Source organism: Microvirgula sp. AG722, assembly GCF_003269145.1.
Taxonomy (GTDB): domain Bacteria; phylum Pseudomonadota; class Gammaproteobacteria; order Burkholderiales; family Aquaspirillaceae; genus Microvirgula; species Microvirgula aerodenitrificans.
Window position 1 is genome coordinate 242,818 of record NZ_QLTJ01000002.1, and the last position, 12,659, is coordinate 255,476.

Annotated in this window: 12 protein-coding genes and 2 tRNA genes; 9 read left to right on the plus strand and 5 right to left on the minus strand. The window is 65.4% G+C overall.

The window, feature by feature from the left end; genetic code table 11:
* Window positions 1–70: 70 nt before the first annotated feature.
* From DFO50_RS04765 to DFO50_RS19965, 6 genes are all read left to right on the plus strand, one after another.
* Window positions 71–1,816 carry a bifunctional diguanylate cyclase/phosphodiesterase gene (locus tag DFO50_RS04765; RefSeq protein WP_051528598.1) on the plus strand — a complete coding sequence of 582 codons (1,746 nt, stop codon included), beginning with the start codon at window positions 71–73 and terminating at the stop codon, window positions 1,814–1,816.
* 333 nt (window positions 1,817–2,149) lie between these two features.
* On the plus strand, window positions 2,150–2,443 hold the full coding sequence (locus tag DFO50_RS04770; RefSeq protein WP_308417874.1) for an H-NS histone family protein: 294 nt from the start codon (window positions 2,150–2,152) through the stop codon (window positions 2,441–2,443).
* 203 nt (window positions 2,444–2,646) lie between these two features.
* Window positions 2,647–3,579, plus strand: a complete 933-nt coding sequence (locus DFO50_RS04775) for a dihydroorotate oxidase (protein ID WP_107889427.1) — start codon at window positions 2,647–2,649, stop codon at window positions 3,577–3,579.
* A 128-nt stretch (window positions 3,580–3,707) separates the two neighbouring features.
* Window positions 3,708–3,783: transfer RNA gene (locus DFO50_RS04780), tRNA-Asn, on the plus strand.
* Between the two features lie 58 nt (window positions 3,784–3,841).
* Entirely contained in the window at window positions 3,842–4,135 is a 294-nt protein-coding gene (locus tag DFO50_RS04785; protein ID WP_028497717.1) for a GIY-YIG nuclease family protein, read from the plus strand.
* Between the two features lie 24 nt (window positions 4,136–4,159).
* Window positions 4,160–4,264: a type II toxin-antitoxin system HicB family antitoxin gene (locus DFO50_RS19965; RefSeq protein ID WP_107890327.1), complete on the plus strand. Its 105-nt coding sequence runs from the start codon at window positions 4,160–4,162 to the stop codon at window positions 4,262–4,264.
* A 3-nt stretch (window positions 4,265–4,267) separates the two neighbouring features.
* Here the strand turns inward: DFO50_RS19965 and DFO50_RS04795 are convergent, their stop codons facing one another.
* From DFO50_RS04795 to DFO50_RS04810, 4 genes are all read right to left on the minus strand, one after another.
* On the minus strand, window positions 4,268–6,022 hold the full coding sequence (locus tag DFO50_RS04795; RefSeq protein ID WP_112692140.1) for a cytochrome c peroxidase: 1,755 nt from the start codon (window positions 6,020–6,022) through the stop codon (window positions 4,268–4,270).
* Between the two features lie 14 nt (window positions 6,023–6,036).
* Window positions 6,037–8,700, minus strand: coding sequence for a TonB-dependent receptor (locus DFO50_RS04800; RefSeq protein WP_158537400.1), 2,664 nt, complete (start codon window positions 8,698–8,700; stop codon window positions 6,037–6,039).
* Window positions 8,701–8,837: 137 nt separating this feature from the next.
* Window positions 8,838–9,797 carry a FecR domain-containing protein gene (locus DFO50_RS04805; RefSeq protein WP_112692142.1) on the minus strand — a complete coding sequence of 320 codons (960 nt, stop codon included), beginning with the start codon at window positions 9,795–9,797 and terminating at the stop codon, window positions 8,838–8,840.
* A complete protein-coding gene (locus DFO50_RS04810; protein WP_028497714.1) occupies window positions 9,794–10,309 on the minus strand; it encodes a sigma-70 family RNA polymerase sigma factor in 516 nt (171 codons plus the stop codon). Before DFO50_RS04810 ends, DFO50_RS04805 begins: the two co-directional genes overlap by 4 nt.
* Window positions 10,310–10,495: 186 nt before the next feature.
* Between DFO50_RS04810 and DFO50_RS04815 the strand changes: the two genes are divergently transcribed.
* From DFO50_RS04815 to DFO50_RS19095, 3 genes are all read left to right on the plus strand, one after another.
* A complete protein-coding gene (locus tag DFO50_RS04815; RefSeq protein ID WP_107889422.1) occupies window positions 10,496–11,548 on the plus strand; it encodes an NADP(H)-dependent aldo-keto reductase in 1,053 nt (350 codons plus the stop codon).
* A gap of 88 nt (window positions 11,549–11,636) precedes the next feature.
* Entirely contained in the window at window positions 11,637–12,245 is a 609-nt protein-coding gene (locus DFO50_RS04820; protein ID WP_036384696.1) for a LexA family transcriptional regulator, read from the plus strand.
* Between the two features lie 52 nt (window positions 12,246–12,297).
* Entirely contained in the window at window positions 12,298–12,462 is a 165-nt protein-coding gene (locus DFO50_RS19095; protein ID WP_156952443.1) for a hypothetical protein, read from the plus strand.
* Window positions 12,463–12,553: 91 nt separating this feature from the next.
* Here DFO50_RS19095 and DFO50_RS04825 read toward each other — a convergent pair.
* A tRNA-Cys gene (locus DFO50_RS04825) sits at window positions 12,554–12,627 on the minus strand.
* Between the last annotated feature and the right edge of the window lie 32 nt (window positions 12,628–12,659).

Below are 12,659 nucleotides of genomic sequence, written 5' to 3' on the forward strand. Positions count from 1 at the left end.
TAATGCCACAATCGCGGCGCCCGACCGTGCAACGGAGAATGCCTCCCCGGCGGGACACCGAGGTCCTCCCGTGAAGTGGTTTTCGCTGTATCCGTCCTTCCTGCAACCCGCCAGGTCCGAGCCGCCACCGGCCCAGACCCAGATACTGCTGTGCGCGCTGGAACAGTGCGTCGACTCGGTAATGATTACCGACGCCAATGGCATCATCACTTATGTGAATGCCGCCTTCGAGCGCATCACCGGCTTCAGCAAGCGGGAAACCCTCGGCCGTACCGCCTCGCTGCTGCGTTCCGGCCGCATGAGCGCCGCTTTCTATGCCCAGTTGTGGGCACAGCTGCGCGCCGGACGGGTATTCAAGGCCATCTTCATCAATCGCCGGAAAAACGGCGAGCTGTACAGTGAAGAGAAAACCATCACGCCGCTGACCGACGAAAACGGTCAGATCACCCACTACATTTCCACCGCGCGCGATGTCACCGAACGCCTGCGCACCCAGGACCAGCTGCACCGGCTCAGTCATTTCGACCTGCTGACCGGGCTGAACAACCGCGGTGCCTTCCTGAGCCTCGGCGAGCGGGTACTGGAGCGGGCGCGGCTGGACAATCATCGCGTTGCCGTCGTCCTGGCCGACGTCGACCACTTCGGCCAGCTGAATGCCATTCATGGCCAGAATGTCGGCGATGCACTGCTGGTGGAAATGGCCGAGCGCCTGAGCCGGCTGTGCCAGAGCGAACACCTGGCCCGCACCAGCGGCCGCGGCTTTGCCTGGCTGATGACCGATCCGGCACCGGACACGGTGCTGACCCAGGCCATGCGCCCGCTGCAGAGCTGGCAGACCCCGTTCCCCTGCGACAATGTCTCGCTGCCGATCACCGTCTCGGCCGGCATCGCCCTGTTTCCGGACGATGCCGAGAACTTCTTCGACCTGCTGCACAAGGCGCAACTGGCCAAGCGGCTGGCCAAACAGGGCGGCGGCGGCATCAGCCAGCGCTACCAGCCGGAACTCGGTCTCCGCGAAAGCGGCGACAGCCGGCTGTGCGCCGAACTGCGTACGGCACTCGGCAACGCCGAGCTGTCGGTGTTCTACCAGCCAATCTTCGACCTGACCTGGAACCGGCTGGTCTCGGTCGAGGCGCTGCTGCGCTGGGATCATCCACAGCACGGCATGCTGTCGCCGGCAATCTTCCTGCCGCTGGCACAGCGCAGCGGGCTGATGCCGCAGCTGAACCGCTACGTCAGCGACATCGCCTGCACCGCCCTGTCCCGCATCAACGACGGCAGGGAACGGCCGCTGCGGCTGTCGATCAACCTGTCGGTGGGCCAGTTCGCCGACCCCGGGTTGCCGGACACCATGCGCCAGGTACTGACGCGTACCGGCTTCCCGCCCGGGCTGCTGACCGTGGAAGTCGACAGCGCGGCACTGAGCGGCCCGCAGGCGCGCCCGGACGGTGCGCTGACGGCGCTGGGCGCGCTCGGCATCGAACTGGCCATCGACGACTTCGGCCTCGGCCACCTGGCGCTGGAAGCCCTGCGCCGGCTGCCGGTGCAGGCGGTCAAACTCGACCGGCAGCTGGTCGGCCGGCTCGACAGTGACCCGCTGGCGGAAAATGTGGCTCGCGCCAGCCTGCTGCTGGCCCGGGAACTCGGCCTGACCCTGATTGCCGAAGGGATAGAAACGCCCCGCCAGATCCAGTGGCTGCAACAGCAGGGCTGCCATTTTGGCCAGGGTTATCTGCTGGCAAAACCGATGTCGGCAACGGCATTGGCGGAATATCTGGATTCCGACCAGTGTCGCTTTGGCAGCGAACTGCTATAAGCAACGGTTCATCATGCCGGGCTGAAAATACCCGGCGTCTTCTGCCCGGCAAGTTCCGTGACGATGCGCCGAAAATTCATCTGCACAAGTGTCCGTTCGTTCATCGGCACGTAAGAAATACCCCTTTTAATCGGGCGGGCAATCCTTCCGCCGGCCAATTTACAAAAAATTGACAAATATCAGCCCGCAAATGACCCCGGGGGTCTTTTCAAAGCCGGCAAAAACTATTATTTTCCGGGGTGTTTCTTGACAAACAGAAACCTGTTTCGCTAACGTGAAGCAAGTTTCCGATTCACCCGCACAAAAAGGCAGAACACAATGGACTTCCAAAACATGGAATACACCGAACTCCTGACGCTGAAGGCGCAGATCGAGTTCGAAATCAAGCGTCGCGAATCCGAAGAAAAGAGCAAGGCCCGCAAACAGATTCTCGAACTGGCCAAGACCTACGGTCTGGAACTCGACGAAGTGCTGGGCAAGGTGGCTACCACCACCCGCAAGCCGGTTGAAGCCAAATACCGCCACCCGGCCGACCCGTCGCAAACCTGGACCGGCCGTGGCCGCAAGCCGCGCTGGGTTGAAGAACTGCTGCAAAGCGGCAAGACGCTGGAAGACCTGGCCATCTGAGCCTGGCCATTGCCTTCCGAAAGCGGCAGAGAAATCTGCCGCTTTCGTTTTTTCAACACAACACGAATGGGCACATTATCCGGCCATTTCAAGACCAGCTGCATAATGAGAATCCATGCACGAATAGCGCTTGACCGGTCACAACACCGGCAGCGGAAAATTCGCGCATAGTGCCCTTTTCCCTTCGACGCAGGAGCCTGCCCGTGACCGATATCTCCACCCACATCCTCGACCAGCGCATGCGCAGCCCGGTATACAACGCGTCCGGCGTGATGTGCAGGGAGACTACGGAGCTTGAAGCCGTACGCCACAGCGATGCCGGCGCACTGGTCAGCAAAAGCTGCACGCTGGAGGCCCGCGACGGCAATCCCGAGCCGCGTTACGCCGCCACGCCATTCGGCAGCATCAATTCGATGGGCCTGCCCAACCACGGCTATCGCTATTATCTCGACTACGCCGCCCATTACGATTACACCGACAAGCCACTGTTCATCTCGATTTCCGGACTGAGCCTGGCGGACAATCTGCACATGCTCGACGCGTTCCAGCGCCTGAAACGCCCGCTGCTGCCGGAGGTGAATCTCTCCTGCCCGAACGTGCCGGGCAAACCGCAACTCGGCTACAGCTTTGACGACATGGCCACGGCGCTGACCGCCATCCACGCGGCGATGGACATTCCGTTCGGCGTCAAATTGCCCCCGTATTTCGATATCAGCCACTTTGAAATGGCGGCGGAAATCTTCAATCGCTTTGAACGTCTGAAGTTCCTTACCTGCATCAATTCGATCGGCAATGGGCTGGTGGTGGACACCGACAGCGAGACCGTGCTGATCAAGCCCAAGAACGGGCTGGGCGGCATTGGCGGCGATTATGTATTGCCAACGGCATTGGCCAACGTCAATACGTTCTATCGGCTGTGCCCGGACAAGCAGATTATCGGCTGCGGCGGCATCGGAGCCGGTGAGCAGGTATTCCAGCACATACTCTGCGGCGCAAGTGCCGTTCAGGTCGGTACCCGGTTGTGGGAAGAAGGCGCCGGCCTGTTCACCCGTCTCAATCAGGAGCTGGTGGCGATCATGCAGCGCAAGGGTTACCAGTGCCTGGCGGACTTCCGTGGCAAGCTGTGCACGCTTTAAACCGCTTAGTGGATGATGGAAAAGGGAAAAGTGCCGGCAAGGCCGGCCATTCCGGTCCGGACGTTCTGAATTCCTGAAGAAACGCTTGACGCTTCAATAAGGAAACCGTATAGTTCGCCTCCATCAATTCCCCGATAGCTCAGTTGGTAGAGCGCCGGACTGTTAATCCGTAGGTCCCTGGTTCGAGCCCAGGTCGGGGAGCCAGATTCAACGCCGTGAACCATTGGTTCACGGCGTTTCACGTTATGGGCCATCCCTTGCCATGAACTGGTACCTGTACCTGCTCGAATGCCGCGGCGGCAGCCTGTATACCGGCATCACCACCGATGTCGAGCGCCGCTATGCGATGCACGCGGCCGGCAAGGGGGCCCGCTATACCCGCCTGCATCCCCCCGAACGCATCGCGCTGGTCGTCGCCTTCGACAGCAAGTCCGACGCCCTGAAAGCCGAGTACGCCATCAAGCGCTTCAGCCCGGCCGAGAAGCGCCGCTGGATCGCCGAAGCCGGTGGCGCTGCCGGGCAGCCCCTGACCGCACAGGAAGACGGCCATCGGTAGAAACAGCGAAATCCACCAACTTGCCTGCCCCGGCGCGTACTGACCCTGATCGACCGCTATGCCAGGGCACACCACGAAAGCCGCACGGGCTTTCTCGCCCGTGCGGCCGTCCTGGCCATGCGCGACTGACCCTCAGCGCCGCGCCGACACCGGCTCCAGCCCCATCTCGGCCGGTGTGGCCGGCCCGGTCCTGGCTTCGCCGCTGACCGCCTGCAGGAATGCATGCAGCGCCTGTTTCTCCCGCAGCGTCAGCCCCAGCGGCCTCAGCTCGGGCGCCGCCTGCGGCAGATCGGGCCGGCTGGCGGCCGTCTGCACCATACCGGCATCGTACATGGCGATCACCCCCAGGTTCTCGGTCAGCGGAAACAGCCCGTTATGCATGTACGGACCGGTCAGCAGGATGTCGCGCAGTGACGGCGTACGGAATTTGCCCCGGTCAGCCGGGTCACCGGTCACGGCGTAACGGCCAAGGTCCTCGAGTTCGCGGCCGAAATAATGCAGGCCGTTGCTGTGGAAACGGTTGTCGGACAGCAGCACCCCATTGTGGCAGTTGATGCAGCGCGCCTTGGTCCGGTACAGATGCAGCCCCCACAGCGCCCGGTCATCAAGCGCCATGCGCTCGCCCTTCAGGAAACGGTCGAAGGCGCTGTCATGGCTGATCAGCGTGCGCTCGAACGTCGCCAGTGCCCGTGCCATGCGCAGCGTATCGACCCGCGCATCACCAAAGGCCGCCGCAAACAGCGGCGCATACCCAGGCTGTGCCGCGATGCGGGCGACTGCACGCGCCAGCGGCTGGTGCATTTCCAGCGGATTGCTGATCGGTCCCAGCGCCTGCGCTTCCAGCGAGCCCGCCCGGCCGTCCCAGAACAGCGACGTGGCATAGGCACTGTTCAGGATGCTCATCGAATTGCGCTCGCCACGCTGGCCGAGATGGCCCAGCGAGACCGCGCGCCGGTCGGTCCAGCCGGTGGCCGGATTGTGACAGCTGGCGCAGGACACCTGCCCGTTGCGCGACAGTTGCGGATCGAAGAACAGCCGACGCCCGAGTTCGACCTTCTGCGGAGAGTACGGATTGTCGGCCGGGAACGGCACGGGGGGCAGCAGGCCCAGATCGGCGAAGCCGTCGCGCACCGACGCATCGATCTGCGGCGGCGGCCAGTCCGGCTGCCATGACTCGCCCGGGCGGTAGCGCGCGTACTGCGCCCGCCATTGCGCCAGTTGCGCCGCCGACGGCGGCAGATCCTCCCCCACCGCGGCCGCTGGCGGCCGCAGGAAGGCGCCAGACGGGCCGGACCGGCGGGCCGGCACGACCGCCGGCTGCCCGCGCACCAGCCGCACGGCACCGGCACGCGTCGGCAACAGACTGGTGGCCGGCAGCTCGCGGTGGGTATCGTCGAACCACACGGCGCGCACGCCGCCGACCCGGTGCAGGGTCGAACTCCAGTAGAAGGTCGGCAGCGCATCCGGAAACGCCCGCCGGTCGATGGCCGGCCGCGACGGCCGGGTGGCAACACGGGACAGATCGAGCAGCGATTTCAGCTCGTCCTCGTCCGGCAGCCGCCAGTCGTCATGGCCGCACAGCCGCGCGGCATTGACCGCCGCCACATACGACGGCGCATCGCAGCGGGGCAATGCCGCATCGCAGCGCCCGGCCTCGCCGCCGCGGCGGCTGTCGACCGGCAGATACACATGGTCGCGCGCGCGCAGCCCGGAGCGGGTCTTCCGCTCCCAGAGCAGACCGGTACGCCGGTCGAGCACGCAGGCCACCTCGCCAGTGCGCCCGCCAGTCTGCGGCACAAAGCGCAGACCGTCATCGCCGCGTGCCATGGCCGGCAGGGCGGCGCCCAGCGCCAGCGCTCCCGGCAGCAGATACTTGAATATCGACATGTGCCAGCCCTCCGTCAGAACCGATAGTTGGCTTGCAGCCAGATTTCGCGACCATTGCCATACTGGTCGTTGTTGCGCTTGATCAGCGGCGAGGTCGACACCAGCACCGGCTGGCGGTTCAGCACATTGAGAATGTCCACCGTCAGTTCCAGCTGGCGCCAGAACGTCGGCTGCCAGACCAGCCGCGCATCCCAGGTCCAGTACGACGGCAGCGTGCCCTCCTGGTACATATCCAGCTGGTCGGCCTTGTTCACGCCGACATAGAACACGTCGTCGCGCTTGCTCAGCCAGTTGAAGCGGTTGTTCCAGCGCAGCCCGATGCCGTTCCAGCCGGCGTTGAGATCGAGCGTGACCCGCGACGGCTGGTTGAAGTTCGCCGTCGGGCGGTCGGCAGCATCGATCAGCCTGCCGTTGTAGTAGATCTGCCCGTTGTCGACCCCGGTGTCGTCATAGCCGTCGACCAGACTGTTGTTACTGCGGAAACGCTCGTAGCTCAGTGCCAGCCGCATCTGCCAGTCCGCGCCCAGCGCCCGCCACGGCCGCTGGTTGGCGAGGCTGAGCCCGAACGAATCGGTGCGCGACTCGCCGTCGTTCACATACTCGTAGCCGAGCAGCACGTTCTTGCTGTCGCGCAGCGCCCGCTTGTTGATTTGGTCGCGTCCCTCGCGATGGACATAGGACAGCACGCCCTCCAGCCCGGCGAACTGCTGGGTCAGCGCCAGCGAGCGCTCGTCGTTGTACGGCGTATCCAGGTCGCGGTAGCGCGAGATCTCCCCGCTGCCCGGCGAGGCCACCGGCAGGCCGGCGCTGTTCAGTACCGACTCGGTCAGTTTGCTGACCCGCTCGCGCAGCGCCAGATCGAGCACGTTGTCGCCGTAATAGCGCGCCATGCCGAACGTGACCACCGACTGGCGGCTGCCGAACAGGTCCCAGTCCAGCCGCGTCCGCGGCGACAGATTGCTGTTGCCCAGATAGCTGTCGCGGTCGAAACGCAGCCCCGGGGTCAGACTCACCCGCCCCCAGCGCATCTCGTCGGCCAGCCACAGTGCCCGGCTGTTGTAGGACACGCCGACCTGGCCAGCGTGATAGCGGGTCAGGCTGGTGATCTTTTCGCTGCCGTTGGCCTGATGCGTCAGCCGGTACGAGCTGGTGTCATTGAAGCGCTGGTAGTCGACCTCGACCCACTGACTGTCGACCCCGACCGACAGCGTGTGCGCCACCGGCCCGGTCAGCAGCGGATCGAGATCCAGCCGCGCCTTCAGCGCCCAGCTGTCGCGGGTTTTCTGTTCCTTGCCCAGCCCGCCGGTGGTGAACTGGGTGCGGGTGCTGGCGAAATAGTGGGTGACCAGATCGTCGCTGTTCGAGGTGCGGCTGTCGTCGAAACGGTCCCAGCCCAGCTGGAAGTTGAATTTCGCGCCATTCAGGCGCTGATCCAGATTCCACGCCACCCCGGCCGCATCATGCTCGTTGTCCCAGCGTGAATCGACAAACAGCGAATTGGCCCGCTGCTCGCGGCGGGCGCTGTACTTCAGCGTCAGATCGGTCACCGTATCGCTGTCGATCCACCAGCTGAGCTTGCCCAGCAGATTGTCGACCCGGTCCTGTTCGGTCGAGGTGCCGGCCACCACACTCTTGTCCAGGCTGACCGAGCTGGCGCGGCGGATATCCGACTCGCGGCGCGACAGGCCGAGGACCACGCCGAAGCGGTCATCCAGCTTGCGGTCGACATTCAGCGAATAGAAGCGCTTGCGCCAGTCCGGGGTATAACCGGACATGCCGAGATCGTAGTTCGACTGGTTGCCGTCGCTGACCCGCTGTTCGCTGAGATTGGAGCCACTCATGCGATAGCCGACATCGACACTGTCCTGGCCACTGGCCCGCTTCAGCCGCGCATCGACCACACCGCCATTGAAGCGGCCGTATTCGACCGGAATATTGCTGTCGAACACCCGCACTTCGCCCAGCAGGCGGGTATCCAGGAAATAGGCCTGGCTGTTGCTGGGAATGTTCCTGACCTGCAAATTGCTGTTCTTGTTGGCCGGATTGATATTGTTGCTGCCATCCATGCCGTCGATCTGGAACAGGTTCTGGTACGGGCTCGCACCATGGAACGACAGGTCCTCCGGCGCCAGCGAGCCACGCGTCAGCGAGCCCCCGGCGCTGCTGTTCTGGCGCACGGCCGGATGGGTGGCCAGCAGTTCGCTCAGGTCGCCATTGGCCGCCGGCGTATTGCGGATATCGTCGGCGCTCAGCAGCGCCCGGCCCGGCGCCAGCGGCGGACGCCGGTCGCTGATCACCACCACCGGCAGGCGGATTTCATCGCGCAGGCGGTCGGCGATCACCACCACCGCCGGCAGGCTGTCAGGGTTGCCGTCAGCGCTCCGGCCATCCGGGCGCAGCACGAAGCCGTCGCGGGCATCGCCGGCGACCTCGATGCCGCTGCCGACCAGCAGCTGCTTCAGCGCATCGAGCAGCGAATAGCGACCGTCCAGCCCGGCGGTCTGCCGGCCGGCCGCAATATGGGAACCGAACGAAATCATCACCCCGGCCTCCCGGCCCAGCCAGTTGACCGCCGCCTCCAGCGAGCCGGCCGGGATCTGGTAGTAACGGGTCTCCGCGGGCAATCCGTCGGCCCGTGCCGGCGCGGCCGGCACGCACAGCGCGGCCCCCAGGGTCATGCCGATCAGGACGCGCCGGAATGGCGCCGGAACGGAAAGTCTTCGCCGATGCATGTCTTCTGTCTCTCTGTGCAGTGGAGTTCTCCCTCTGCTGTCACGCGAGACGAAAAAACGGACCATGAAAATACGGATTATTTTCAGATGGCGACCGGAGCGGGCGGGCGCGGATACAGCCCGACCCACAATCGGGTGCGCTGGCGCAGCTCCAGCCCCAGCCCGCTGGCGAGCAGATGCAGGATGCGGTCGGTATCGGCCAGCGGATAGGTGCCGGAGACGCGCAGCCCGGCAATGGCAGGGTCGCAGTGGATCCAGCCATGCCGGTAGCGCCCCAGTTCGGCAAGCAGATCGGCCAGCCGCCAGCCGGACACCACCAGCATGCCGTCGGCCCAGCTGGCGTCCTCCGCCGCCAGCACGACGTTCGACACGATGCCTGCCGCACGGAAGCGCACCTGTCTGCCTGCAGGCAGCGACAGGGGCCGGGCCGCAGACGGACAGAGCCGCACCGCGCCGGTGTGCACGCCGAGCGTGTCGCTGTCCCCGCCGGCCCGCAGCACGAACTGCGCCTCAACGGCCTCCGCCCATCCCTGCCCGCAGGCAAGACGCAGCGGCCGCCCGGCGCGGGCCGACACGCTGGCCAGCACTTCGCCGCGCAGCAGCGTGACCTGATGCCTGTGCGGATCGCGGCCCAGCGCAATGGCGCTGTCGGTATTCAGCGTCAGCCGCACACCGTCGGCCAGCGCCACGCTGCGCGTCTCGCCGACCCCGGTCAGATAATCGGCCTGCCACGGCTGCGCCCGCGCGACCAGCAGCGCCGACGTGCCGCCGACGGCCAGCACGCCCAGCGCCTGCAATGCACGGCGGCGGGCCGGCGAGGCCGGCCGCTCCAGCGTATCGCGCGCGGCGCCGGGCGGCAGTTGCCGCCAGCGCGCCCGCACCGTCTCGATCCGCTGCCAGGCCTGATGGTGAACCGGGTCGGCGTCCAGCCACGAACGCCACTGCGCCAGCCGCTGCGGCGTCGGCGGGCAATCGGCGAACTCGACCAGCCAGGCCACCGCCTGACCGGCCACTGCGGCGCTGAACGGCGCGGCGCGGCTCATTGCGGCAGCTCGGCGAAATAACACTGCATCGCCGCCCGGCTCATGTGCCGCTTGACCGTGCTGACCGAGATGCCGAGCCGGGCACCGATCTCGGCATAGCCGAGGCCATCGAGCTGGGACAGCAGAAAGGTGCGCCGCACCGCCGCCGGCAATCCGTCCAGCAGCCGGTCCAGCTCGCACAGTGTTTCCAGAATCATGAGCCGCGTTTCCGGTGGCGGCGCCACCGGTTCCGGCAGGCCGGCGAGCGTCTCCAGCCAGGCGCGCTCGATCTCGGCCCGGCGGTAGTGGTTGGCCAGCACGCGTCGCGCCACCGTGGTCAGAAAGGCACGCGGTTCCTGAATCGCGCCGACATCACGCGACAGCAGTACGCGCACAAAAGTGTCCTGCGCCAGATCGGCGGCCTGCTCCACGTCTGCCAGCCGGCGGCGCAACCAGCCGGACAGCCAGTGGTGATGCCCGTGGTAGAGCTCGGCCACCACCGACGCCGCATGGGCAGTAGATGCGTCAGCCACAATCCCTCCGCGTCGGAAAAAACCCAAATAGTAATGAGAATCGTTCTATTCGTGAAGCATTAATTCCCATTCGGCATGCCGCCGATATAACCATCCGGCCGGCTGCAGCGCAGCAGAAGCCATTTGAGGCCGCGAACCGCTCTGCTACCCTGAGCGACCCGAATCCCGTCTCGCAAAGGACGCGCAATGGAATACGTCGCATTGGGCGACAGCGGCCTCGATATCAGCCGCCTGACTCTGGGCACCATGACCTGGGGCGAACAGAACACGGCGCAGGACGCCTTTTCGCAGATCGACCTGGCACTTGAACACGGCATCAACCTGATCGACGTCGCCGAGATGTACCCGGTCCCGCCCCGCCCGGAAACGCAGGGCGACACCGAGCGCATTCTCGGCCAGTGGCTGGCGCGCTCCGGCCGCCGCGACAAGGTGCTGATCGCCACCAAGGTGGTCGGCCCGATCAACGACCCGACCCGACCCAGTCACTTCCGTGACGGCAACACCCACTTCGATCGCGCCAATCTGACCGCTGCCCTCGACGCCAGCCTCAAGCGCCTGGGCACCGACTACGTCGACCTGTACCAGCTGCACTGGCCGGATCGCAATGCCAACTACTTCGGCAAGCTCGGCTACCCCTACCAGGACGACGCGCCGGACAGCGCCCCCATCGAGGAAACCCTCGCCGTGCTGAAGGAATTCATCGCGGCCGGCAAGGTGCGCCATATCGGTGTATCCAATGAAACCCCGTGGGGAGTCGGCCGCTTCCTGGAAGCCGCCCGTCATGCCGACCTGCCACGCATCGTGTCGATCCAGAATCCGTACAGCCTGCTGAACCGCAGCTACGAGATCGGCCTGTCGGAATTCGCCCACCGCGACGGCATCGGCCTGCTCGCCTATTCGCCGCTGGCATTCGGCGTCCTGTCCGGCAAGTACCTGAACGGCGCCCGGCCGGCCGGTGGCCGCCTGACCCTGTTCGACCGCTTTGTCCGCTACAGCAATCCGCAGGCCGAGGCCGCCACCGCGCAGTACGTCGCCCTGGCCGATGCCCATGGGCTGACACCGGCGCAACTGGCGCTGGCGTGGGTCAACAGCCGCCCGTTCGTACTCAGCAACATCATTGGCGCGACCACGCTGGCGCAGCTGGAAGAGAACCTGCGCAGCATCGATGTCACCCTCGACGCCACGCTGCTGGCCGGCATCGAAGCCATCCACACCCGGCAGCCGAATCCGGCGCCCTGACACCGTTCGTCGGCCTGTACGCCGACACGGGCTTGCCGACGGCGGGGTTTCTGTTATTCTTGTTACACGAATAACAGAAACCCCGTGCATGAGCGAAACCCCGAAACCCCGACAACGCAAACCCGGCGCCGGCCGCAAGGCCGGTACCGGCCAGTTCGGTGGCGAGCCGACCGTGATCGTCCGCCTGCCCGAGGCCGATCGCGACTCGCTGCTCGAGCTGGCCCGCCTGCGCTCCGAACGACGACGCGGCCTGTTCCCGCCACTGCCGGCCGACCAGGTCTACCGCCCGATGCCCGATGCGCCCCGGGTCGCCATCCCGCTGGCCGGCGTCTCGGTCCGAGCCGGCCTGCCGTCCCCCGCCGCCGACTTCGAGAGCGAGCAGCTGGATCTGAACGACTACCTGCTGCGCGATGCGCCATCGACCATCATGTATCGGGTCAAGGGCCTGTCGATGATCGGCTGCGGCATCGACGAAGGAGATCTGCTTGTCATAGACCGCAAGCTCGAGGCCGGGCACAATGACATTGTACTCGCCGAGATCCCGGGTGAAGGTGCCACGGTCAAACGCCTGTACCGCAAGGGTGGCCGCGTGGCGCTGCTGCCCGAGAACCCGGACTTCGAGCCCATGGAATTCTGCGGCGAGCAGGAGTTGCTGCTCGTCGGCGTCGTTACCGGCTGCATCAAGAAATTCCGCTAGCCCCGGTCCCGCTTACCTTTATCGCAGTCGTCACCGTATTGCGGAGGTCACCATGTCCCATCTGATGAACTTCATTCCCCGCCGCCTGGCGGTCTTTCCCACCGAACGCGAGGCGATGCTGTACGCACGGCAGAAGCTGGCGGAGGGCCTGAAACAGGTCAACGTCGTCGCCGGCAAGCATGGCTGGGTGGTCAACCGCGCCGGCCGCCTGAACTGAAACGCCGGCGGGCACCGTGACAGGTGCCCGCCTGAATGCCGCCCATGCAAAAAGCCACCGTCGGGACGGTGGCTTTTTACTTCGGTGTCACTGGAGGCGGGGGTCGGAATCGAACCGGCGTCTACGGATTTGCAGTCCGCTGCATAACCACTTTGCTACCCCGCCTTTGAACGGCACGGCAGGAACACTTCCTGCCG